Origin of the sequence: Streptomyces maremycinicus (assembly GCF_001184025.1) — a bacterium.
GTDB lineage: Bacteria > Actinomycetota > Actinomycetes > Streptomycetales > Streptomycetaceae > Streptomyces > Streptomyces maremycinicus.
In genome coordinates, this window is record NZ_BBYG01000018.1 from 34594 (window position 1) to 58643 (window position 24050).

Consider the following 24050-nt stretch of genomic DNA (forward strand, 5'->3'; position numbering starts at 1 on the left):
GCAACCGGTTCCGCGCCCCCCGCAACCGGTTCCGCGCCCCCCGCAACCGGTTCCGCGCCCCCGCAACCGGTCCCGTGCTCGGCCGTACCGGTCCCGCGCCCGCCGTGACCCGTCCCGCGCGCGTCGCGACCGGTCCCGTGCCCGGCTGGTCGTTGCGCGTGAGTGGGCCAGGGCCGCTCCTCAGTCGTGTTCCGGGGCTCCCTCCAGGGCCGCCGCGTCGAGGGCGGAGGTGAGCTGGTCGAGGTGTTCGCGCAGTTCCTGGATCTCGTCCAGGCCGAAGCCGGTCGCCGCGACGATCCGGCGCGGTACCCGCAGCGCCCGCCGACGCAGCGCGGTGCCCTCCTCGGTGAGCCGGATCTCCACCGAGCGCTCGTCGCGCGAGCTGCGCTCCCTGCGCACCAGGCCGGCCGACTCCAGCCGCTTGAGCAGCGGGGAGAGCGTGCCGGAGTCGAGGCGGAGGTGTTCGCCCAGCTTCTTGACGGGCAGTTCGCCGTGCTCCCACAGGACCAGCAGCACCAGGTACTGCGGGTAGGTCAGCCCGAGTTCCTTGAGGATCACGCGGTACACGCCGTTGAAGGCGCGCGATGCGGCGTGCAGGGAGAAGCAGATCTGGCTGTCCAGGCGGAGCCAGTTCTCCTCGGTGTTCTCCTGCGCTGCGGGTGGGGGCGTCGCGGTCATGTGTCCAGGGTAGCTCTAGCGAGCCATTTAGTTGTGCACAACTGAGTTGTGTGCTCTACTTATCTCCGTGAGGCGGTCCGGACGCGAAACGGCGCGAGGGCCGGCCACCCCCCGACACGACTTCCGAGAGGGATGGTTCATCCATGGACGCGCTCTACACCGCAGTCGCCACCGCCACCCACGGCCGCGACGGTCGCGCCGTCTCCTCCGACGGCAGGATCGACCTCCAGCTGGCCCCGCCGGTGGAGCTGGGCGGCAACGGTCAGGGCACCAACCCCGAGCAGCTCTTCGCCGCCGGTTACGCGGCCTGCTTCGGCAGCGCCCTCGGTCTCGTCGGACGCCAGGCGAAGGTCGACGTCACCGACGCCGCCGTGACCGCCGAGGTCGGCATAGGCAAGCAGGGCGAGGGCTTCGGCCTCAAGGTGACGCTGCGCGTCGAGCTCCCCGACGGCCTGGACGAGGCGACCGGCCGCAAGCTCGTCGAGACCGCCCACCAGGTCTGCCCCTACTCCAACGCCACCCGCGGCAACATCGAGGTCGACCTCGTCATCGAGTAGTCGCCGGCCGCCTCCGGGCGGTTCAGCGGCTCCCGACCCGCGCCAGCACCTCCCCCGTCCGCCTGCTCCACGCCACCACCACGGCCTCCTCGGGCACCGGGTGCCGGCGCGTCAGCAGCAGCCAGCGGATGCGGTAGCGGTGGGCGATCCCCATCCGCTCGGCGCGGGTCGATCCGCGGGAGAGATAGGTGCGGACGTCGTCGAGCCGGCGCAGCCGCTCCCGTTCGTCCAGGGCCGCGTCCGGCCAGGCCGGCGCGGCCAGGTTCGGCCCGTACCCGGCGATCGCGTGCACCGCGTGGTACCCGTCGGTGACCACCACCTCGCCGGGCCCGATGTACGCGGCGGCCCAGTCGTACGTGGGCCAGCGCGGCGGGGGCTCGAAGCCGACCGGGTCCAGCGCGCGCGGCACGACCGCCCCCGCCTGCACCGTGAGGAAGCCGAGACAGGCCGCGCCCGCCGCGACCACGCCCAGCACCCGCCGCCCCGCCCGCCAGGGCCGGGGCGCCGCCAGTTCCACGGCCAGGGCGAACTGGAGCGGCACCAGGGTGAGCCCCAGGATCCGCCCGTAGGTGTAGTGGCCGCTGACGAAGCCGTACGCCACCACCAGGCACTCCAGGACGAACATCAGCACCAGCGGATCGCGCCGCGAGCGGCGGCCCCGCGCCCACAGCGCCGGCAGCCCCAGCAGCGCCAGCCAGAAGTGGCCCGGCAGCCCGTCGTACAGCCGCCGGTGCATCGCGTCCACGCTGCCGTCCCCGGCCAGCCCGAACACGTCGAAGTACGGCCAGACCGCCGCCACCAGCAGCGCCACGGCCGCCGCCACCGCCCATCGGGCGGCCACCGCGGCCCGCCATCCCCGCTGCCGGCCCACGACGAAGGCCGCGCCCCCGGCCACCGCCGCGATCGACGTGATCGGATGCACCAGCAGGATCACCCCGTACAGCACACCCAGTGCCGCGTACCCGGTGTAGCCGCGCAGCCCGCTCGGACCCACGTAGCGCACCCGGCGGGCGTCCCGCGCGCGCGTGCCCGCCAGGGCCCACGCCCAGAAGGTGAGTCCGATGGCGAAGGTGGACGGGTAGCCGAGATTGCCGGTCATCGACATCAGGCCCAGATAGCCGCTCCACCAGGCCCGCTCCGTGCCCCACAGCAGCGTCATCGCCGCCAGCCCGAGCACCGGCGCCCACGGTCTCGGCGTCAGCACGCGCGTGAAGCGGCCGATGCCGGTCAGCAGCACCAGCAGGTTCACCGGCCCGGCGACCCGCAGCACCGCCCAGCCCGTCAGCCCGCTCACCCGGGCGAACGCGCCCTCCGCCACCGCGTACGGCGAGTAGTACGGGCTGCCCGCGCCCGGCAGATCACCCATCGGGTGCCGCGGGTCCAGGAGGCGGTCCTTCAGACGCTCGACGACCGCCGCGTGCTGGCCGGCGTCACAGCACTGCGGCACCCGCCAGTACGCCAGCGACATCACCAGCCAGAACAGGAAGCCGAAGACCTGGTACGGGGTCGGCCGCCACCCCCGCCCGCCGCGCAGCGCCGTCCCGCCGCGCGCGGCCCGCCGGAGCACGACACCCGTGCTCAACGGACCGCACCGGACCGGACGGTACCGGACCCGACTCCGCCCGACCGGACGGCACCGGACCGGACGGCACCGGACCCGCCCCCACCCGACCGGACGGCACCGGACCGGACCACGCCGACCCGGGCCGCACCGCATCCGGCCACACCGGACCGCACCGCGTCGCATCCGGCCGTGCCGCATCGGGTCGTGCCGGTCGTGCCGGGGAGGGAGTCGGGCGGGGAACCGGGCAGGGGGCGCGACAGCGCACCGTGCCGGGGTCCGAGCTGGGCGAAGAGGGGCATTGGCCCTACCTTCCCGCCCCGTCAACGGCCTTGCCGGAAGTCACCTCAACGAGTGAGTCCGAACGGAGCCTTCTTGGGCCGGCAGGGCCACCCGCCCCCGCAGCACGGGCTCCAGCAGCAGCGGCACCCCCAGCACCGGCAGCAGCCACGCCAGCACGATCAGCCGGCCGCCCCCGATGCCGATGTCCGGGTGCCCGGCCTGGGTGAGGAACCCGGTGCAGGCGCCGCCGAGCACGAAGACACCGAACGCCCGCCGCCGCCCCCGCGTCACCCCCCGGGCCCCGGCCGCCAGCGCCGCCAGGAACAGCGGCTCCCACAGCTGCCGGCGCAGCCACTCCACCCAGAAGTTCCCCTGGAGCCGCAGGAACTCCGGCCACACCCGAGCGCGGTCGGGCCGGTCGTAGTGGTGGGTCAGCAGATCCTGGAGGCTCTCCGACCCGGACGGACAGTGCAGCAGCCTCGCCAGTACCAGCGTCCCCAGCACCCCGAAACCACCCGTGACGGCGACCGCGACCACCCCCGCACCCACCGGCCCGCCCCGCCGCCGCTGCCGCACGGCGACCAGCGCGCCCGCGCCCGCCAGACACAGCCCGAGGAACAGCGCCTGCGAGTGCTTCACGGTGAACAGGACGGCCAGCGAACCGCCGACCAGCCACACTCCGGCCCGCACCTCACCGTCGAGCGCCAGCGCGCACCCCCACAGCGCGGCCAGCGTCAGCGCCAGCAGCAGTCCCTCGGTCATGGGGCGCATGGCGGTCGTCCCGCACGGCAGCACGTAGTACAGGGCCTGCCCGGTCAGACAGGCCCCGGCCGGCAGACGCCGGGTGCGCAGGATCAGGAACACCAGCACCCCGCCCGCCGCCGTCACCACGACCCCCGCCAGCCACACGCCCCAGGTCACGCCGAACAGGGTCAGGAACGGCAGCAGGAACACCGGGTAGCCGGGGCGCGCCTCGAAGATCCGCATGAAGCGCTCCGGCATGAACGGCGTGGTGTGACCGCCGGTCTGCCCCGCCCGCAGCCGCGCGTCGACGGCGCGCCACTCCCGCTGCCGGCACGCGGCGGCGACCCGTCGGCCCGGGTCGGGAGCGTCGAAGCGGAGCACGTCCACGCTCTGCCGCCGGGCCGCGGCCGAACCCTCGCCCGCGCAGAAGTAGGCGATGGTCGCGGCCGCCGCCTCGCGCTTGCCCTCACCGCGCAGACTCAGCGCGTACGACAGGTAGTTCTTGCTGTCCGGGGTGGCCCGGCCGGTCACGTTCGCGAGCTGGAACAGCGCGAACACGGCGGCCAGGACCAGCACCCAGGTGCGCGTCCGCGGCGGGTTCCTCACGTCGACGCGTACAGATCACGCGCCGCCGCGGGCCCGGGAATCCTCGGCCGGACGGCCCCCTCGGGGAACTCCTCGCCCAGCAGCAGCCGCCGTACGACCCGCTCGGCGGCCCGCCCGTCGTCGTAGGCGCAGAACCGCTCCCGGAAACCCGCCCGCAGCCTCGCCGACTCCTCGTCGCGCCAGCCGCCCGAGGCCAGCAGCCAGGCCAGTTCCCGGTAGGTGCGCGACACATGGCCGGGCGCGTCGGCGGTGATGTCGAAGTAGGCGCCCCGGCTCGCCGTGTACGCGGCCCAGTCGTCGGCGTGGACGACGATCGGCCGGTCCAGGTTGGCGTAGTCGAACATCAGGGCCGAGTAGTCGGTGACCAGCACGTCGGAGGCGAGCATGACGTCCTCGACCCGCGGCTCGTCCGTCGCGTCCACCAGCACACCGCGCCGGTGCAGGTCGGCCAGGCCCGTCCCGCGGGCCGGACCGGCCGCCAGCGACGGGTGCAGCCGTACGACGAGGGTGTGCCCCTCGCCCAGGTCGGCGGCGAACCGGGCCAGGTCGAACCGCTCGACGTGTCCGCCGCGCACGTACTCGCGGCGGGTCGGCGCGTACAGCACGACCGTGTGACCGGGCGGGATCCCGAGCCGGGCGCGGACCGCGAGACCCGCCCGCGCACCGGCTGCCCTGCCGCCGTCCGTACCGGCGTCGACGAGGACGTCGTTGCGCGGGCTCCCGGTCCGCGCCGAGGTGAAGTGGCAGGGGTACGCCCGTTCCCACACGAGTTCGGAGTGCTGGTTGGCGACCAGGCTCCAGTCCCAGCGGTCGGCACGGCGCAGCATCTGCGGTACGTCCACGCCGAGCCGGGCGCCCGGCCGCTGGAGCAGGTCGGCCCCCATGTACTTCAGCGGGGTGCCCTGGTGGGTGTGGATGTGGACGCTGCCGGGCCGCTTGGCGAGGCTGCCCGGCCAGTTGACGTTGTTGACGAGGAAGCCGGCCCGCGCGCTCACGCGACGGTAGGCGGGGGAGTCGAGCAGCACATGCTCCACGCCCGCCGGTAGCCGGGCGGCCGTCTCCTCGTCGCGCACCACCCAGACCCCGCGCAGCTGCGGTGCGATCTCGCGCGCCTTGTCGTAGACGGCCGCCGGATCGCCGAGCACGCCCCGGTGGGAGAACGCCGAGTACAGGACGAGGTGCGGGTCCGGCGGGCGGTGCCCGCGCACGGCGTCCGGGACCCGGCGCAGCCGCCTGCCCGCCGCCCGGGTCGCCTGCCCGCCGCGCCGGGCCAGCTCCCGGCCCGCCCGGATCGCCTTCCGCTTGGTCCGGTAGGCCGTGTATCCGCCCTCCAGGACGCGGAGTTCGGCGGGCACCGGCTCACCGGCGGGCCGGTGGCGGGCGAACAGCTCGGCCGTACGGCGGAAGAACTCGCCCTTGTCCGACGGTGGCAGCCGGTCCGGCTTGGCGAGGATGTCGAGGCAGTGCTCGCCCATCTTGCGGTGCAGGTACGGCCGCCAACCCGCCAGCGCGGGGCGGGAGTCGACGAAGGCGAAGACCCGCTCGTACTGGTCGTGGATGTCGAAGTGCTTGCGGCTGGTGGTGGACAGGATGTTGCCCTGGCGCCGCTGCCGGTAGTGGAGGCAGATCCGGTCCAGCGTGGCGATCCGCTCCGCGCTGAGCATCACCGGGAACGTCCAGGGGGTGTCCTCGTAGTAGCCGGGCGGGAAGGAGAAGCCGTTGTCCTCGACGAACTCCCGCCGGTAGACCTTGTTCCACACGACCATCAACAGGTCGAGGATCTCGGGGCGTTCGGCGGCGGTGAAGGTGCCCTCGCCGGCCTCCGCGAGGACGTGCGCGAGGGCGTTCCTGCGGGTGCCGCCCCACCAGTGGGTGCGCGCGTAGTCGAAGACGAGCACATCCGGGTCGCCGGTCTCGTCGAGCCGGTCGGCCGTCGCGCGCAGCGCGCCCGGGGTGAGGGTGTCGTCGCTGTCGAGGAAGAACAGGTAGTCGCCGCCCGCGAGCGGCATACCGGCGTTGCGGGCGCGGCCGAGGCCGACGTTCTCCGGCAGGTGCAGGACCCGGACGCGGTCGTCGCGGGCCGCGTACTCGTCGAGGATCGCGCCGCAGCCGTCGGGCGAGCGGTCGTCGACGGCGATCACCTCGATGTCCCGGTAAGACTGCTCCAGGACCGAGTCGAGACACTCGCGCAGGAAGCCCTGCACCTTGAAGCAGGGGACGATGATGCTGAAGCGGGGCACTGCGGAGGTCAGCTCCTTACGAGGGTGGAGGCGGCGGGGGCCGGGACGCGCTCGGCGAGCGGCCGCACTGGCTCGATCGCCTCCGGGGGCTCGCCGAGCAGCACCCGGCGCACCACGCGTTCGGCGGCCCGGCCGTCGTCGAACTGGCAGAAACGGGACCGGAACGCGGCCCGTCGGGCGGCGGATCCGGAGTCCGCGTACGAGCCGTCGCGGAACACCCGGGCCAGCTCCTCGGGGGTGTGCGCGACCGGTCCCGGCGGGGCGGCCATCAGGTCGAAGTAGACGCCCCGGGTCTCCCGGTAGACGTCCCAATCGTCGGCGTACACGACGATCGGGCGGTCCAGGTTGGCGTAGTCGAACATGATCGACGAGTAGTCGGTGACCAGCGCGTCGGCGGCCAGACACACCTCCTCGGAGGAGCGGTGGCCGGTGACGTCGATGATCCGGCCGGTGCCGCGCCGGCCGCGCCCGTCGTAGAAGTAGTGCGCCCGCAGCAGCACGACGACGTCCTCGCCGGCCGCCTCGCAGAAGGCCTCCAGGTCCAGGCCCGGCTCGAAGCCGGTGTGGTAGTCGCGGTGGGTGGGCGCGTACAGGACGGCCGTGGCGCCCTCCGGCACCCCCAGTTCCCGCCGGATCCGGGTCACGTCGGCGGCGGTCGCCGTGTAGAGGACGTCGTTGCGCGGATAGCCGTACTCCAGCTGCTCGTACGAGCCGGGGAAGGCGCGCTCCCACATCTGGGTGGAGTGGGTGTTGGAGGAGAGGTTGTAGTCCCAGCGGTCGACGCGGCCGAGCAGCTTGGTGAAGGAGCCGGTCGCGGCGGCGACGACCGGGTACGTCGACTGGTCGACGCCCATCTTCTTGAGCGGGGTGCCGTGCTGGGTCTGCACATGCACGCTGCCCGCGCGCTTGACCACGCCCTCCGCGAAGTTGGCGTTGTTGACGAGGTACTTGGCGCGGGCCAGGACCTGCCAGTAGCGGCGGCTGCCGATGACGGCGTGGTCGACGCCGTCGGGCACGGTGTGCGCCTGGTCGGCCTCGACGAGGAACACCGAGCGGATGTGCGGGGCGAGTTCGGCGGCCTTGGCGTGGATCGCGGCCGGGCTGCACGCGTAGCCGCGCCCCCAGTAGGCGCAGTACACCGCCAGGTTCGGGTCGACGCGGCGGCGCAGCGCGCTGCGGTAGAGCAGCCGGGTGCGCAGCCCCTGGGGGCGCGGGAGGCGCTCGACGGCGGCCGCGGCCTTCCGGTTGGCGCCGCGCAGCGCGCGGAAGGCCGTGTACGCGCCGGCTGCCAGCAGCCGGTGCTGCACCCCCAGGCTGCCGCCGGGACCGCGGTAGCCGGCCGGGCGGTGGCGCCGGTACAGCCGGCCCGCGCGGCGGAAGAAGGCCCGGCGGCGGCGCCCGGTCAGCCGGGCCGGATGGGCGGCCGTCTTCAGGACGGCCGCGAAGAGCTGCTCGAAGAGCGGCCCCGACCGGTCCCCGGACAGCCCGAGTCCGGCGGCCCGCGTCAGCACCGCCTCGGCCCGGTCCAGGAGCTCCGGATGGTGGTCGCCCGGCAGGTTCAGCCGGTTGCCCTGCCGGCGCAGCAGATGCCGGACGACGACCGAGCGCAGCACCGCGATCCGTTCGGCGTGCACGGTGACCAGGCCGCCGAAGCCGATGTCCGTGAAGTGCCCGTCGGGAAAGGCGAGGTGGTGCCGGGTGACGAAGGAGCGCCGGTAGGCGGTGCCCCACGCGGGCAGCCGCACGCCGGTGATGTACGGGGCCTCGGCGGGGGAGAAGGCGCCCTGCGGGGCCCTCGCCAGCAGCGGGGCGGCCGGGTTGGCCGGTTCGCCGTCCCACCAGGGGGTGCGCTCGTGCTCGGTGTACAGGACGTCGACGTCACCGGTCTCGGTCAGCCGGGCGTCCAGCGTCGCCAGGGCGCCCGGGGCGAGGACGTCGTCGCCGTCGAGGAAGAGCAGGTACGCGCCGGTCGCCGTCCGCATCCCGGCGTTGCGTGCCCCGCTCAGTCCGGCGGACGGCGGCGAGTGCACCGGCGCCACCCGGGAGTCGCGCCGCGCGTACCCGGCGGCGAGGGCCGAGGCCGGGGTGCCGGGCGCGTCGCTGACCGGGATCAGCTCGAAGTCGCCGAAGGACTGGGCCAGGACGGAGTCCAGCGCCAGGGACAACCGGCCCGCGACCCCATGGGACGGGACGATGATGCTGAAGCGGGGCATTCTGCTCTTTCTCTGTCGGTGCCGGCGGACGGTCCGCGGCGGACCCTGCACGGTCCGCGGTCCGCCGCGGGGTTCTTCAGGTGGTGCGGCCCGGCCGCCCGGCCGGCCGGCAGGTGGACGGCCGGGTCGGGGTGGGCCGCGACGAGCCGGAGGGCATGGCGACTCCCGGAAGGACGGGCGGGGTTCAGCGCCGGTCGGTGACCGGCAGGACCGGACCGGCGGGCGGGGGCACGTGGGCCAGCGCCGGGCGCCCCGCGGGCATCGACGCCGAGGCGGCGGCCGACGGCACCGGCCGGCGCTCGGCGAGCGGCACGACCGGGGGCACCGCCGTCTCGCCCAGCACCACCCGCCGTACGACGCGCTCGGCGGCGCGGCCGTCGTCGAACGGGCAGAACCGCTCGCGGAACGCGGCCCGCAACTGGGTCGAGCGCGAGCCGCGCCAGTGACCGGTCGTGAAGATGTCGATCAGTTCGTCCTCGCTGCGCGCGACCGCGCCCGGCGGACAGGCGCGCAGGTCGAAGTAGGTGCCGCGGGCCGCCTCGTAGGCCTCCCAGTCGTCGGCGTGGATCACGATCGGGCGGTCCAGGCAGGCGTAGTCGAACATGAGGGACGAGTAGTCGGTGATCAGGGCGTCGGAGGCCAGACAGAGGGACTCCACGCTCGGGTGGTCGGTGACGTCGATGACACCGGGCACCGGGCGGCCGGCCGGCGCCTCCTGCCAGTAGTGGGCGCGGGCCAGGATCACGAAGCGGGGACCCAGGCGGCGCAGCAGCCGCTCGAGGTCGAGGTGGGAGCGCTGGACGCGGCGGTAGTCCCGGTGGGTGGGCGCGTACAGGAGGGCGACCGTGTCCCGGGGGATGCCGAGGGACTCGCGCAGCCGGGCCACGTCCGCCGCGGTCGCCCGCTGGAAGACGTCGTTGCGGGGGTAGCCGTACTCGAGGGTCTCGTAGCGCCCGGGGTACACGCGCTCCCAGGTGAGGGTGGTGTGGCGGTTGGCCGACAGGACGTAGTCCCACTTGTCGACGCCCCTCAGCAGTTCGGCGAAGTCCATGTCGCGGGCGGCCGCCGGGCGCTCCTGGAGGTCGAGGCCCATGTGCTTGAGGGGGGTGCCGTGCTGGGTCTGCACGAAGACCTGGCCGGGCCGCTTGACCAGCCTACGGTCGAAGTTGACGTTGTTGACCAGGTACTTGGAGCGGGCCAGCGCCGTCCAGTAGGCGGCCGTCCCGGGGCGCACCCGGCGCGGGCCCGGCGGGACGGCCGCGAGGTGCTCGGGGCGGGCGATCCACGCGGTGCGCACCTGGGGCGCGAAGGTACGGAACGCGGCCTCCAGCGCACCCGGGTTGCAGCTGTGCCCGCGGCCCCAGTACGCGGCGAACACGGCCCGGTCGGCGCGCAACGGCAGCATCAGCTGGACGCGGTAGTGGGCCTGGAGGAGGGCGGCCCGCAGCCCGCGGGCGAACTTGGAGACGGCCTTGTGGGTGCGCCGGCGTACGGTCATCGACGTCTGGAGCACCCGGTAGGTGCGGTGCACGCCGAAGTGGACCAGGGTGTGGCGCAGCCGGGAACGCAGCGGGACCGGGACGCCCGGGGTGCGGTAACGGCGGTAGTGGGCGCGGGCCCTGCGCAGGAACTCGGCGCGCGAACCGCGCGGGAGTCGGTCCCGCTTGGTGAAGACCGTCGACAGGTGGTCGATCATGCGGCGGAACAACACCGGTCGCCAGTGAGCGAGTTCGGGCCGCTGCTCGACGAACGCGAAGACGCGGTCGTACTGCTCGAAGATGTCGAAGTGGCCCCGGCTGGTGGTGGACAGGATGTTGCCCCGGCGGCGCTGCCGGTAGTGCACGCAGACCCGGTCGAGCGTCGCGAGCGACTCCGCCGCCATCAGCGCCGGGTAGGTCCACGGTGTGTCCTCGTAGTAGCCGGGCGGGAACGTCAGGCCCACGCTCTCGACGAACTCCCGGCGGTAGGCCTTGTTCCAGGCCACCATCAGCACCCTGAGCAGCCCCGGCCGGTCCTCCAGCCGGAAGGGCGCGGGGCCCTCCTCGGTGAGCTGCGCCGAGAACTGGTTGCGCACGGTCCGGCCCGACCAGTACGTGCTCGCGTAGTCGTAGACCAGGACGTCCGGCTCGTCCGTCTCCTTCACCCGGTCGGCGATGGAGCGCAGCGCGTCCGGGGTGAGCGTGTCGTCGGAGTCCAGGAACAGCAGGTAGTCACCGGTCGCGTGTTCCAGACCCGCGTTGCGGGCCTGCCCGAGGCCGACGTTCTCCGGCAGGTGCACGGCCCGCACGCGCGCGTCGCGGGCCGCGAACTCGTCGATGATCTCGCCGCAGGCGTCCGGCGAACGGTCGTCGACGGCGATCAGTTCGAGATCGGCGAACGACTGGGACAGCACCGATTCGAGGCACTCGTGCAGGTACGCCTGAACCTTGTACGCGGGGACGATGACACTGAACCTGGGCAAGGGACATCCATCCATGGGTCGGCGCGGGCGGAAGACATGGCCTTGCCCGGGAACGGCCGATGGAGTGAATCGGTTACGTTTCGTACGGCATACGGGGGAATTGCGGGTGAACGGAAAGGGGCGGGCCGGTGACCCGGCCCGCCCCTGCGGTAAAGGGCGCTCCCGCGCTATTTGACCGCGCCCGCCATCACCCCGGACACGAACTGCCGCTGGAACGCGAAGAACACGGCCAGCGGGATCACCATCGAGATGAACGCGCCGGGCGCGAGCACGTCGATGTTGTTGCCGAACTGCCGTACCTGGGTCTGGAGCGCGACCGTGATCGGCTGGCTGTCGGCGTTGGTGAACACCAGCGCGACCAGCATGTCGTTCCACACCCACAGGAACTGGAAGATGCCGAGCGAGGCGATCGCGGGTCCGCCCAGCGGCATCACGACGCGGGCGAACAGGCGCAGTTCACCGGCTCCGTCGAGCCGGGCGGCCTCCAGCAGTTCGCGGGGGATCTCCGCGAAGAAGTTCCGCAGCAGGAACACCGCGAAGGGCAGGCCGAACCCGACGTGGAACAGGATCACTCCCAGGATGTTCCCGAACAGGCCGATCTTGCCGAACAGTTCGGCGATCGGGATGAGTGCCACCTGCACGGGCACGACGAGCAGCCCCACGACGCCGAGGAACCACCAGTCCCGGCCCGGGAACTCCATCCACGCGAACGCGTAGCCCGCGAGCGCGCCGATGACGACGACCAGGACCGTCGCCGGCACCGTGATCAGCACGGTGTTGACGAGGGAGCTGGTGATGTCGCCGTTCTCCAGCAGCGTCCGGTAGCTGTCGAAGGTGAGCTGGGAGGGCTCGCTGAACACCTTCCACCACCCGCTGGCGCTCATGTCCTCGGGGGAGCGGAGGGAGGAGATGAGCAGTCCGACGGTCGGCACCAGCCAGAACAGGCCGACGACGATCAGGAAGGCTCGCACCAGCCCGCCGTTGAGCTTCTCCATGATCCATTCGAGCCGCTTCCCGCTCCCCTTCGCCCCCGCCGACCCAGTGGTCTCCGTCGTCCCGGTCGTGCCCGTCGTGCCCGTCGACGCCGTCACCGCCGCACCTCCCGCCTGAGCCGACGCACGTTGAACCACATCACCGGGATCACCAGCAGCAGCAGGAACACCGCGATGGCACTGGCGATGCCCGGCTGGTCCTCCGAGAAGCCCTTGCGGTACAGCTCCAGGGCGAGCACGTTCGCGTCGTCCTGCGAGGAGCCGGGGGCGATGATGAACACCAGGTCGAAGACCTTCAGCACGTTGATCATCAGGGTGACGGCGACCACCGCGAGGACCGGCGCCAGGAGCGGCACGGTGACTCTGCGGAACACCTGCCACTCGTTGGCGCCGTCCACCCGGGCCGCTTCGAGCAGCTCGCGCGGGATGCCCGCCAGGCCGGCCGCGATCAGCACCATCGCGAAGCCCGCCCACATCCAGATGTACGAGCCGATGATCGCCGGTGTGACCAGCGACGGGCCGAGCCAGTCCAGGCCGTTGTACGCCTCCTTGAAGTTGCTCGCGGGCAGCCGGAGCTGTGCGCCGTCGGCCTTGCCGGGAAGCGTGAAGGTGCCGTCGTCGGACGCCTTCGTCGAGGCCACCACCTCGCCGTCCTTCACCGCCTCGATCCGCATCCCGGCGTAGCCCAGTTCGGACGGGTCGGGTGCGCCGAGGGTGCCGACGCCCTTGCCGCGGGTGAAGTCCTGCCAGGCGGTTCCGGTGATCTCGCCCTGCGCGGGCCGCGCCTTCACCGCCTTCTGCGCGTCGCCGGGCATCTGGTCGGGAGCGACGCCGACCAGGGGGAGGGAGACGGGAACGCCGACGCGCACCGGCGTCTCGGTGACGAAGCCGCCGCCCTCGGGTCGCAGCGGCGAGTCCCGGCCCGGGTGGGCCTTGGGGAACGCCGACGACTCGGCGAACGTGTCGTGCACGCCCACCCACACCGCGTTGGCGACGCCCTTGTCCGGGTCCTGGTCGTAGACCAGCCGGAAGATGATGCCGGCGGCGAGCATCGAGATCGCCATCGGCATGAAGACGACCAGCTTGAACGCGGTGCCCCAGCGCACCCGTTCGGTCAGCACCGCGAAGATCAGACCGAGCGCGGTCGCGACCGTCGGCGCGAACACCACCCAGATCACGTTGTTCTTCAGGGCGGTGCGGATGCCGTCGTCCGTGAAGAGGGACTTGTAGTTGTCGACGCCTGCGAAGCCGTCGCCGGACTGGTCGTAGAAACTGCGCACGACCGAGTACCCGATCGGGTAGACCACGAGCGCGCCGAGCAGCACGAGGGCGGGCAGCAGGAACAGCGCGGCCACGGTCCTTCGGGTGCCGGTCACGCTCTTGCGCGAGCGGGGAGGGGCGGGGGCCCCGGGAGCCCCCGCCGCCGCGGGCGTCGTCATCGCCGGGTCAGTTCCCGTACGCCGCCGCCGCGTCCGACTCCAGTTTCGCCTGGATGCCGGCCACGTCCGTCGGGTTCTTCAGGAAGTCCTGGAGGTCCTTCCACTCGCCCTTGCCGGGGGTGCCGCCGAAGGCCTGCGGGGCCTGGTCGGACATGTCGAAGCGGAAGTCGTCACCGGCCGCGATCAGCGCCTTGGCGATCGTCTGCTGGACCTCGTTGGGGTACACGGAGACGTCGACGTTCTTGTTCGGCGAGAGGTAGCCGCCGAGCTTCGCCTGGATCTCCGCCGCGTCCGGCGAGGCCAGGAAGGTCGCCAGGGCCTGCGCCCCCTTGGAGTTCTTCAGGATGACGGCCGCGTCACCGCCGGAGACCACCGGCGCGGTGTCGCCCACCTTCGGGAACGGGAACACCTTGGCGTCCGTGCCGACCTCCGCCTTGGTGTCGGCGATGTTGACCTGCACGAAGTCGCCCTCGTAGACCATCGCCGCCTTCGGCTGCTCGCCGCCGGTGAAGGTCTGGGTCACCGAGGCGGGGAACTCGGTCTGGAGCGCGCCGCTCGCGCCGCCCGCCACCCAGTCCTTCTTGCCCCAGATCTGCGCGAGGGTGGTCAGGGCCTCCTTCACGGAGGGGTCCGTCCACTTGATCTTGTGCTGGGCGAGCTGGTCGTACTTCTCCGGGCCCGCCTGGGAGAGATAGACGTTCTCGAACCAGTCGGTGAGGGTCCAGCCGTCGGCGCCCCCGACCGAGAACGGGGTGACGCCGGAGTCGTACACCGTCTGCGCGGTGGCCAGCAGGTCCTTCCACGTCGCGGGGTCGGTGGCGCCCGCGTTCTCGAAGACCTTGGCGTTGTACCAGATCAGCGACTTGTTGGCGGCCTTGTAGTAGACGCCGTACTGCTTGTCGCCCACCTTCCCGATGTCCTGCCAGCCCTGCGAGTAGTTCTTCGCGAGCTCCGCCAGGGCCTCGGCGCCCAGCGGCTTGGCCCAGCCCTTGTCCGCGGCCTGTTTGATGGCGCCGGGCTGCGGCAGCATCGCGACGTCCGGCGGTGAGCCGCCCGCGATCTTCGAGCCGAGGAAGTTGATGATCGGGTCCTGGGCGGGCACGAAGGTGATCTTCGCGCCGGTGCGTTTCTCGAACTCGGCGAGGACCTTCTTGAAGTTCGCCTGTTCGGTACCGGTCCAGACGGCGGCCACTTCGAGCGTGGTGCCGTCGAGCTTCGGGAGGGTGAGGGTGCCGCCGGACTCCTCGCTTCCGGTGCTGCTTCCGCTTCCGCCGCTCTTGTCGTCGTCGCTGCCGCACGCCGTGAGCGAGAGCGCGAGGGCCCCCGCCAGGAGCGTGGCGGCCGCCTTCACGGTGTTGCGTGTCCTGATGGTGTTGCTCGTGCTGCGCATCACTGCCCCGTTCTTCGTCCTCGTCGACTCGTGAACGTTGGAGCGCTGTCCCGTGAGCACTGGTCTACGCCGGGTGTCTGAGCTCGGCAAGGGCGCCTGTGCTGTCGAGCGGGAGATCGTGACCACGTCGTGATCGCGAGGACGCGCGTTCCCGCACGGGTGTCGGCCGGGGACTTCCGCCCCCGGCCGGGTGCTCCGGACTCGCCGCCACCTCCACGGCGCCGGCCTCACACACTCCCGGCGGGTGCGCCTCCGGACGGGCTGAGCTGCCGCGCGGCGCGCTCCAGGGCGCTGGCCAGCAGGGCGAGATCCGTCGGGCCGTTGCCCAGTTCCCGTACCGGGCGGCGGGTCGGGGGGTCGCCCATGCGCTGCCACTCCAGAGGGACCACCGTGGGGCGCTGCGTCGCCGTCCGGGGGATGCGGCCCGTGACGCGGCCGCCCTGGAAGGGGGTGAGCCGGCCGTCCGCCCCCTTGAGGCGGCCCCTGCCCGGCGCCGGTTCGTCCGTGCCGGAACCCGGTGGGTCCAGGGTGATCCGAACGGTGGACAGCCGGGCCGGTTCCGACTCCGCCGTCCGCCCGCCGGGGCCTGCCGCCGCCACCAGGTGCACACCGAGCCGCTCGCCCTCGCGGGCCACCGCCTCCAGCGCGCGCATGACCGAGCCGGCGGCCGGCCGGCCCGGCGAACCGAGGGCCGGGGAGACGAGCGCGTCCAGGTCGTCGACGACCACCACCAGGCGGGGCAGCGGGGACGACGCGGCCTCGGCCCGCTGCCGGGCGGCCGCTCCGGGGCGCAGCCGCAGGGTGGCGCTGGGCGGGGCCTCGATGTCGGCGGCGCCGCCGGAGCCGCCGCCGGGGCCGGCTCCCGGGGGCGGGGAGTTCGGGGTGCGTTGCGGGACGATACGGCCGGACACCGCGCGCTGCGTGTGCCACTCCGCGAAGCCGGACCGGCCCAGCAGTTCGGACCGCCGCTTCAGCTCGGCGCTCAGCGACTGGGCGAACTCCCGCATACGGACCGGGTCGTTGGCGGTGAGGTGGGTGGTGACATGCGGTACGTCCGTACAGATCCGCAGGCCGTCGCCGTGACCTCCGCCGCCCTTGCCCACGGTGTCGCGGCCGTCCAGCAGGACGATGCCCAGCCGGTCCGGTCGCTCCGCGGCGGCCAGCGAGGCCACGACCGCCCGCAGCAGCTCCGTACGCCCGCTGCCGGTCGGGCCCTCGATCAGCAGGTGCGGGCCCTCGGCGACCAGGTCCACGCCGACCGGGCCGCGCGGCCCGGCGCCGAGAACGGCCCAGGCCCGTCCGCCCAGCGCCTCGGCGTCGTCCGCGGCGTCCGCCCAGCGGGCCATCAGCGAGGCGGGAGTGGCCCGGGCGAGCCCGAGCTTGTCCAGCAGCCGGGCCGACTGGGGCAGCGGAGCCGACACCCGGGTGAGCCGCTCACCGCCGCCGCCCGCGCCGTCCGGGCGCAGGGGCGCGAGGGCCCGCGCGAAGCGTTCGGCCCAGGCGGGCGAGACCGCGTCGACCGCGCCGACCGTGCCCGGACCCACCGGGCCGGGCCGCTCCGTCTCCGCCCCGGCCGGCGCGACCCGCAGCAGCCGCAGCGCCGTCGCCACGTCCCCGCTGAGCAGTGCGACGGCCCCGCACGCGCGGAAGGTGGGCGCCGCCGCGCAGGCCGCCTCGTACGTCTCGGTCACCGGGGAGGAGGGGGAGGCGGCGGGCGTCTCCGCCAGGCAGACGACGTGTATGCCGGCGCGCGGCCCGGCCACCGCCAGCCGGGCCACCGTCTCGCGCAGGTCGGCGCCGCCGGGATCGCCGTCAACGACGACGACGGTGTACGGGCCGGGGAAGCCGCCGTCGCCCGGCGCGTCCGGTACGGCCCACGAGGGGCGGCGTCCGGCGGCGCGGGGCGCGGGCACCTGGACCGGCCCCGCACCGCCCGGGCCGCTCGCACCGCTCGCGCTGTCGGCCAGGTGGTCCTCAAGGCGGCGCAGCAGCTCGTCGGCGCGTGCCGTGGCCTGGTCGCGGTCGTAGGCGAGCAGGAGACGGCAGTCCTGGCCGTGCCCCGGGCGCAGCTGCGGCAGCCAGCCCAGCCAGGACCACTCGGCGACCCGCTCCTCCTCCGAACGCGCGCGGTCCGTGCTGATCAGGACGATTTCCAGGGTGTCGGGGGAGTGCAGCGCGGCGAGCTGGGCCAGCACCGCCCGCGCCAGCCCGGACAGCCGCGGGCGCGGCCCGGCCAGCCCGAGCGCGCCGACCTCGCGCAGCCCGGTCGTCACCGGTACGGCGGGCAGCAGGCCCGAACCGTCGGGCGCGGGCCGGTCGGCGGTGCCGAGGCGCACCGTGAGCGCCTCGGGATGCCCCGGCCCGCGTTCCCACAGCCGGGGGCCCGGGCCCAGCGCCGTCAGCAGCAGCGCCGCCGGGTCCGGCCAGGTCTCGGGCGCGGGGGAGGGGGCGGCGGGCAGGTACGGCTGCGCTCCGGCGGTCTCCTCCTCTTCGTGGGTCCCGGGGACGTCGGTGTCCTGCGCGTCCGCGCGGCCGCCGGCCAGCCGGCGCGCCCAGGCGGAGAGGCCCCCGCGTCTGCGGACTCCCGGGGGCACGTCGGTGCCGCGCAGCGGGGTGCCCTTGCGGTGGGCGGACATGCGGGGATCGGCTTCGGGGGCGTCGTCGTAGGGGGCCGCGGCCGGCGCGCCGGAGGACCGGCCGGGCGGGACGGCGGAGTTGGCGGGGCGGTACGCGGGGCCCGCGTCCTCCGGCGCGCCGTGCGGTCCGCGGACGTCGTCGTACGGCGCCGTGAACGAACCGAGGCCCGAGCGGCCCGCGTGGGTGGCCGAGGAGCCCTCACCCGCTCCGGCCGGCCCACCGGAGGGACCCGCCCCTGGCGGTGTCCCGCGCCCGGCGTCCGCCGTGCGTGCCGGGCCGCCGGAGCGGCTCTCGATGGGGGGCGCCGTGCCCTGGCCGGGCACCACCGGAGGTGCCGGACGGGTTTCCCCGGCGCCGTGTGTCCGCCCGGCCCGGCCGTCCGGTGAGCCGTGCCGGTCCACCGTGCCGTAGGCGTGGCCGGTCGGGCCCGCCGGGCCTTCCCGGCCGACCGGGCCGGTTGCCGCCGCACGCGCGCGTGCGGCGCCCGCGCCCGGGTCGGGGCGGTCGCCGGACGGGCCGCCGGCCGCCGCCGGGTCCGTGCCCGCGCAGGGCACCCGGACATGTCCCTCGCCGTCCGGAGTGGTCGCCGCCCGTGGGCCCGGGCCGCCGGGCGGGGCCAGCCGCAGGGCGGACTCGCCGACGCGCAGCAGGGCGCCGGGAACGAGCCGGACCGGACGGGTCCGCACCGGGGTGCCGTCCAGGGTGGTGCCGTTGGTGGAGCCGAGGTCGGCGACCGTGACCCGGCCCTCGGGAGAGAGCGTCACCGCGCAGTGCAGGCGGGAGACGTCCGGGTCGTCGAGGGGCACGTCGGCGTCGGCGGAGCGGCCCACGCGGACCTGGCCGCCGTGCAGCAGATGGACCCCGCCCGCGTCGGGCCCCGCCACCACGTGCAGCCGGGCCGGGGCGTCGTCGACCTCGGGATGCGGTTCGGGATCGGCCGGGGCGCCCAGGGACAGCACGGCGCCGTCGACCAGCGGCGGCTCGCCGAGCGTGCAGCGCTGGGTGTCGAGCCGTTCCACCCCCGCGTAGAGCACGACGGCGGCGGCGGAGGAGGCCGACGGGGCGCCCTCCCCGGAGACCGCCGCGGCCAGCGCGGAGGCCACCGCGGCCAGCGCCGTGCCGGCGGGCGCCGTGACCAGCACGTCGCAGCTCGCGGCACGGGCCCGCGCCTGAGGTCCTCCCGCGCGAGCGGAGCCCGGCGCGGGGAAGGGCGAGCCCGTCGGGTCTACGACGGTCAGCCGGATCTGCATCGCCGTCAGCGGTCCCTTCTGCACGGGCGCGGACTTCCCCCCACCCCACACGAGCACAGCGGCCAGTACTGAAGGCATCCTCGCACCTGTCACTGACAACGCGCCCCACACCCGGGAACAAGTGATCTTGATTGGTCGGCTCTGCCCGCAAAAGTGCCGGACAAGTGCGTCACCGGCGATCAGTTGAGATCGGTCACGTCCGGTCCCGGCAACCAGGACGACCACGTCGAGCGTCTTTCCTTCGGATAAAGACGACAGCCCCGTGTCCGCACTGCGGCACTACAGTGGGTCGGAACACGGACAGGACAGCCAAGCAAGCAGCAGGGAGCGCGTGACGTGCGGCCAGTCGGCAGCAAGTACCTGCTCGAGGAGCCGCTCGGACGCGGCGCCACGGGCACCGTCTGGCGAGCCCGCCAGCGCGAGACCGCGGGCGCCGAGGCGGCCGTGGCCGGCCAGCCCGGCGAGACCGTCGCGATCAAGGTCCTCAAGGAGGAGCTCGCGAACGACCCCGACGTCGTGATGCGCTTCCTGCGCGAGCGGTCCGTGCTGCTGCGCCTGACCCACCCGAACATCGTCCGGGTCCGGGACCTGGTCGTCGAGGGCGATCTGCTGGCGCTGGTCATGGACCTCGTCGAAGGCCCCGACCTGCACCGCTACCTGCGCGAGAACGGCCCCTTCACGCCCGTCGCCGCCGCGCTGCTCACCGCCCAGGTCGCCGACGCGCTCGCCGCCAGTCACGCCGACGGCGTCGTGCACCGCGACCTGAAGCCCGCCAACGTCCTGCTGCGGCAGGACGGCGGGCAGATGCACCCGCTGCTCACCGACTTCGGCATCGCCCGCCTCGCCGACTCCCCGGGACTGACCCGGACCAGCGAATTCGTCGGCACGCCCGCGTATGTCGCGCCGGAGTCCGCCGAGGGCCGCCCGCAGACCTCGGCCGTGGACATCTACGGCGCCGGCATCCTGCTGTACGAGCTGGTCACCGGGCGTCCGCCGTTCTCCGGCGGCTCCGCCCTCGAGGTCCTCCACCAGCACCTGAACGCCGAGCCGCGCCGCCCGTCCACGGTCCCCGACCCGCTCTGGACGGTCATCGAGCGCTGCCTGCGCAAGAACCCCGACGACCGGCCGAGCGCCGAGAACCTCGCGCGCGGGCTGCGGATCGTCGCCGAGGGCATCGGCGTGCACGCGAACTCGATGCAGATCGCCGCCGCCGACGGCGTCGGCCATCTGCTCGCCCCCGACCCGGCGCCCGCGACCGTGCCGGGCGGCGGCTACGACCCGAACGCCGCGACCAGCGTCCTGCCGCACACGGGCGGTCCCGCCGGCGCCGCCGACCCCACCGCCGTGCTGCCGCACACCGGCGGGGGCGCGCCGGGTGCCGCCGACCCGACCGCCGTCCTGCCGCCGGTGCCGCCGCACCAGCAGGGGCAGCAGGGGCAGTCGCCCGAACAGCCGCATCCCTGGCAGAACCAGATGCGGGCCGCCCGCGACCGCAACGAGCCGACGCAGGTCCAGCAGTACCTCGACCCCGGCGACGACCCGCTGCGCCGCCGCCCGCAGCGGCAGGTCTCCCGCCAGCAGCAGCCGCAGCAGCCGTACCCCCAGCAGCACCAGAACCAGCACAACCAGCGGCCTCAGCAGCGTCCGCAGCAGCAGCCCGGCTACGGGTACCCGGGGCAGCCGCCGCAGCAGCAGTACGCGCCGCAGCAGCAGCCGCAGCCCCAGCGGTACTCGGCGCCGCCCCAGCAGCAGCCGAGGCAGCGGCCCGAGCCCGCGCCCCGGCAGCCGCGGGAGCCGAGACAGCGCAGCGCCAACCCCATGAAGATCCCCGGACTGGGCTGCCTGAAGGGCTGCCTGTTCACGATCGTCATCCTGTTCGTGGCCGGCTGGCTGATCTGGGAGCTGAGCCCGCTCCAGGGCTGGATCGGCACCGGCAAGAACTACTGGGAGCTGATCAGCGGCTGGTTCAACGACGTCACCGGCTGGATCGGCGACCTGGCCGACTCGACCGGCGGCGGCAGCACGGGCGGCACCGGCAACTGAGGCACCGGCGACCGGGAGCGTCGGCGATCGGAGCGTCGGCGACCGGAGCACCGGCGATCGGAGCGTCGGCGACCGGAGCACCGGCGATCGGAGCGTCCACGACCGGTGAGGGCTCCGGTCCTGACCGCGAGTTTGTGTACTTGTCGACATCCGGCGGGTGATTTCCGTCTCCGCGGTGAAGGTTGGCTCCTCGGACGCGTACTTTGATGGGCAACACGCGTCTGTAGGAGCAGCCTTGGCACGGAAGATCGGCAGCCGGTACACCGCCCACCAGATCCTGGGACGGGGCAGCGCCGGCACGGTGTGGCTGGGCGAGGGACCGGACGGGCCCGTCGCCGTCAAGCTGCTGCGCGAGGACCTCGCCTCCGACGAGGAGCTCGTGGGCCGCTTCGTGCAGGAGCGCACGGCCCTGCTCGGCCTGGAGCACCCGCACGTGGTGTCCGTACGGGACCTGGTGGTCGACGGCAACGACCTCGCCCTGGTCATGGACCTCGTCCGCGGCACGGACCTGCGCACCCGGCTCGAACGCGACCGGCGGCTCGCGCCCGAGGCCGCCGTGGCGATCGTCGCGGACATCGCCGAGGGACTGGCCGCCGCGCACGCGGCCGGGATCGTGCACCGCGACGTGAAGCCCGAGAACATCCTGCTCGACATGCAGGGCCCGCTCGGCCCCGGCGGCTCGCACCGCGCGCTGCTGACCGACTTCGGCGTCGCGAAACTGATCGACACCCCCAAACGGACCCGCGCCACCAAGATCATCGGCACGCCGGACTACCTGGCCCCGGAGATCGTGGAGGGCCTGCCGCCGCGTGCCTCGGTGGACATCTACGCCCTGGCGACCGTGCTGTACGAGCTCCTCGCGGGCTTCACGCCGTTCGGCGGCGGCCACCCCGGCGCGGTGCTGCGCCGGCACGTCACGGAGTCCGTCGCCCCGCTCCCCGGCATCACGGACGAGCTGTGGCAGCTTCTCGTGCAGTGCCTGGCGAAGGCGCCGGCGTCCCGGCTGCGGGCCTCCGAGCTGGCGGCCCGGCTGCGCGAGCAGTTGCCGACGCTGGCCGGGATGCCGCCGCTGGACGTCGACGAGCCGGACCCGGAGCAGGAGGAGGGGGAGGGCGAGCCGGCGGAGACCGCGCCCTCCGTGTCCTCGCCCACGGCTCCCGCCGGGCGGGTGCGGCGTGGTTCGGTCCCGCTGGTGCCCGGCGCGAAACCGGACTCCAACCGGGACACCCACACGTCGATGCGGGTGCCCGCGCCGGACGAGCTGGCGGGCGGCGCCCACGGCACGGCACGGGTGCCGAGGGCGGCCGGCGCCCCCCGCCCCGGCTCGGCACGGAACCGTTCCGCCACCCGGCGGCGCCGGATCACGCTGGGCGCGGCCGCGGTGGCACTGGTCGCCGCGGCGGGCATCGGCACCTGGGCGGCCACCTCCGGCGACGACGCGGGGGCGACCCCGCAGGACACGAAGAACTCGGCTCCGGCGTCTCCCTGACCCCGGGCTGCCGCCGCCGGCCGCCGCTCTGCGCCGAAGGGGCCCCGTCCTCGATCGCCGGACGGGCTGTGCGGTGCCGACCGGGGCCGGGCGGGCCGCGTCGGGCGGACCGGGACCTGCCCGCCGGGGCTCGGCGGTCGAGGCCGGGCGGGCTCGGATGCCGGGTCCGTTAGGCTGGAGGCGTGGCAGTCGTCGATGTATCCGAAGAGCTCAAGTCCCTCTCCTCGACCATGGAGTCGATCGAGGCCGTTCTGGACCTCGACAAGCTGAGGGCAGACATCGCCGTGCTCGAGGAGCAGGCGGCCGCGCCGTCCCTGTGGGACAACCCGGACGAGGCGCAGAAGATCACCAGCAAGCTGTCCCACCTCCAGGCCGAGGTCAGGAAGGCGGACGCGCTGCGCGGCCGGATCGATGATCTCGCCGTGCTGTTCGAGATGGCCGAGGAGGAGGACGACCCGGACACCCTCGCGGAGGCCGAGTCCGAGCTCACCTCGGTGCGCAAGGCGCTGGACGAGATGGAGGTCCGCACGCTCCTCAGCGGTGAGTACGACTCCCGCGAGGCGCTGGTGAACATCCGTGCCGAGGCCGGTGGCGTCGACGCCGCCGACTTCGCGGAGAAGCTCCAGCGGATGTACCTGCGGTGGGCGGAGCAGAAGGGCTACAAGACCGAGATCTACGAGACGTCGTACGCCGAAGAGGCCGGCATCAAGTCGACCACCTTCTCCGTGCAGGTCCCGTACGCCTACGGCACGCTCTCCGTCGAGCAGGGCACGCACCGGCTCGTGCGGATCTCGCCCTTCGACAACCAGGGGCGTCGGCAGACCTCCTTCGCGGGCGTCGAGATCCTTCCCGTGGTCGAGCAGACCGACCACATCGAGATCGACGAGTCCGAGCTGCGGGTGGACGTGTACCGGTCCTCCGGTCCCGGCGGCCAGGGCGTGAACACCACCGACTCCGCGGTGCGCCTCACCCACCTGCCCACCGGCATCGTCGTCTCCTGCCAGAACGAGCGGTCGCAGATCCAGAACAAGGCGAGCGCGATGAACGTGCTCCAGGCGAAGCTGCTCGAGCGGCGCCGCCAGGAGGAGCAGGCCGCGATGGACGCGCTCAAGGGCGACGGCGGCAACTCCTGGGGAAACCAGATGCGTTCGTACGTCCTGCACCCGTACCAGATGGTCAAGGACCTGCGTACCGAGTTCGAGGTCGGTAACCCCGAGGCCGTGTTCAACGGAGAGATCGACGGCTTCCTGGAGGCCGGAATTCGCTGGCGCAAGCAGCAGGAGAAGTAACTTTGTCGACAAGGCAACCGCCCCTGATTCAGGGGCGGTTGCTTTTTTCATCACATTCACAGCACCAACGTCGCGCAAAGCGCCCCGACTTGGACATTGCGTACGCAACGACCTTGACGATGCTTTGAAAAGTGGGGAAGGTGCAGTGTGGCATGCGTATCTCCGGGGCGCATGTGAAC

General features: G+C 73.6%; 14 protein-coding genes. 4 read left to right on the forward strand and 10 right to left on the reverse strand.

Features of this window, described 5'->3' with window-relative positions; translation table 11 throughout:
- Positions 1-180: 180 nt before the first annotated feature.
- On the reverse strand, positions 181-678 hold the full coding sequence (locus AOQ37_RS27405) for a MarR family winged helix-turn-helix transcriptional regulator (protein WP_062647930.1): 498 nt from the start codon (positions 676-678) through the stop codon (positions 181-183).
- 143 nt (positions 679-821) lie between these two features.
- On the opposite strand from AOQ37_RS27405, the gene AOQ37_RS27410 reads away from it, so the two are divergent.
- On the forward strand, positions 822-1235 hold the full coding sequence (locus AOQ37_RS27410; protein WP_062647933.1) for an organic hydroperoxide resistance protein: 414 nt from the start codon (positions 822-824) through the stop codon (positions 1233-1235).
- A 22-nt stretch (positions 1236-1257) separates the two neighbouring features.
- Here AOQ37_RS27410 and AOQ37_RS27415 read toward each other — a convergent pair whose 3' ends face one another.
- From AOQ37_RS27415 to AOQ37_RS27460, 9 genes are all read right to left on the reverse strand, one after another.
- Positions 1258-2817 (reverse strand): hypothetical protein, encoded by a 1560-nt coding sequence (locus tag AOQ37_RS27415; RefSeq protein WP_062647934.1) that lies wholly within the window; start codon positions 2815-2817, stop codon positions 1258-1260.
- Between the two features lie 321 nt (positions 2818-3138).
- Positions 3139-4398, reverse strand: coding sequence for a hypothetical protein (locus AOQ37_RS27425; RefSeq protein ID WP_107085312.1), 1260 nt, complete (start codon positions 4396-4398; stop codon positions 3139-3141).
- Between the two features lie 26 nt (positions 4399-4424).
- The gene (locus AOQ37_RS27430; protein WP_062647940.1) at positions 4425-6668 is read right to left on the reverse strand and encodes a bifunctional glycosyltransferase/CDP-glycerol:glycerophosphate glycerophosphotransferase; all 2244 of its coding nucleotides are present in this window, start codon (positions 6666-6668) and stop codon (positions 4425-4427) included.
- 8 nt (positions 6669-6676) lie between these two features.
- Positions 6677-8881 carry a bifunctional glycosyltransferase/CDP-glycerol:glycerophosphate glycerophosphotransferase gene (locus tag AOQ37_RS27435; RefSeq protein WP_062647942.1) on the reverse strand — a complete coding sequence of 735 codons (2205 nt, stop codon included), beginning with the start codon at positions 8879-8881 and terminating at the stop codon, positions 6677-6679.
- A 184-nt stretch (positions 8882-9065) separates the two neighbouring features.
- Positions 9066-11342 carry a bifunctional glycosyltransferase/CDP-glycerol:glycerophosphate glycerophosphotransferase gene (locus AOQ37_RS27440; protein ID WP_062647944.1) on the reverse strand — a complete coding sequence of 759 codons (2277 nt, stop codon included), beginning with the start codon at positions 11340-11342 and terminating at the stop codon, positions 9066-9068.
- A gap of 167 nt (positions 11343-11509) precedes the next feature.
- Positions 11510-12337 (reverse strand): carbohydrate ABC transporter permease, encoded by an 828-nt coding sequence (locus AOQ37_RS27445; RefSeq protein WP_062647946.1) that lies wholly within the window; start codon positions 12335-12337, stop codon positions 11510-11512.
- Positions 12338-12429: 92 nt separating this feature from the next.
- Positions 12430-13773: a carbohydrate ABC transporter permease gene (locus AOQ37_RS27450; protein ID WP_078890383.1), complete on the reverse strand. Its 1344-nt coding sequence runs from the start codon at positions 13771-13773 to the stop codon at positions 12430-12432.
- Between the two features lie 7 nt (positions 13774-13780).
- Positions 13781-15163, reverse strand: a complete 1383-nt coding sequence (locus tag AOQ37_RS27455; protein ID WP_062647948.1) for an ABC transporter substrate-binding protein — start codon at positions 15161-15163, stop codon at positions 13781-13783.
- 227 nt (positions 15164-15390) lie between these two features.
- Positions 15391-19050 (reverse strand): FHA domain-containing protein, encoded by a 3660-nt coding sequence (locus AOQ37_RS27460; protein WP_062648433.1) that lies wholly within the window; start codon positions 19048-19050, stop codon positions 15391-15393.
- A 336-nt stretch (positions 19051-19386) separates the two neighbouring features.
- Between AOQ37_RS27460 and AOQ37_RS27465 the strand changes: the two genes are divergently transcribed.
- The 3 genes from AOQ37_RS27465 to prfB all read left to right on the forward strand — a co-directional run bounded on the left by AOQ37_RS27465 (position 19387) and on the right by prfB (position 23871).
- Positions 19387-21093, forward strand: a complete 1707-nt coding sequence (locus AOQ37_RS27465; RefSeq protein ID WP_062647950.1) for a serine/threonine-protein kinase — start codon at positions 19387-19389, stop codon at positions 21091-21093.
- A 235-nt stretch (positions 21094-21328) separates the two neighbouring features.
- Entirely contained in the window at positions 21329-22582 is a 1254-nt protein-coding gene (locus tag AOQ37_RS27470; RefSeq protein ID WP_062647952.1) for a serine/threonine-protein kinase, read from the forward strand.
- Between the two features lie 182 nt (positions 22583-22764).
- Positions 22765-23871 carry a peptide chain release factor 2 gene (prfB, locus tag AOQ37_RS27475; protein WP_062647954.1) on the forward strand — a complete coding sequence of 369 codons (1107 nt, stop codon included), beginning with the start codon at positions 22765-22767 and terminating at the stop codon, positions 23869-23871.
- Positions 23872-24050: the final 179 nt, after the last annotated feature.

Coding starts and splice junctions, on each gene's coding strand:
- AOQ37_RS27405 (WP_062647930.1), bottom strand. CDS start 678: ATGACCGCGACGCCCCCACCCGCAGCGCAGGAGAACACCGAGGAGAAC.
- AOQ37_RS27410 (WP_062647933.1), top strand. CDS start 822: ATGGACGCGCTCTACACCGCAGTCGCCACCGCCACCCACGGCCGCGAC.
- AOQ37_RS27435 (WP_062647942.1), bottom strand. CDS start 8,881: ATGCCCCGCTTCAGCATCATCGTCCCGTCCCATGGGGTCGCGGGCCGG.
- AOQ37_RS27445 (WP_062647946.1), bottom strand. CDS start 12,337: ATGGAGAAGCTCAACGGCGGGCTGGTGCGAGCCTTCCTGATCGTCGTC.
- AOQ37_RS27450 (WP_078890383.1), bottom strand. CDS start 13,773: ATGACGACGCCCGCGGCGGCGGGGGCTCCCGGGGCCCCCGCCCCTCCC.
- AOQ37_RS27455 (WP_062647948.1), bottom strand. CDS start 15,163: ATGCGCAGCACGAGCAACACCATCAGGACACGCAACACCGTGAAGGCG.
- AOQ37_RS27460 (WP_062648433.1), bottom strand. CDS start 19,050: ATGCAGATCCGGCTGACCGTCGTAGACCCGACGGGCTCGCCCTTCCCC.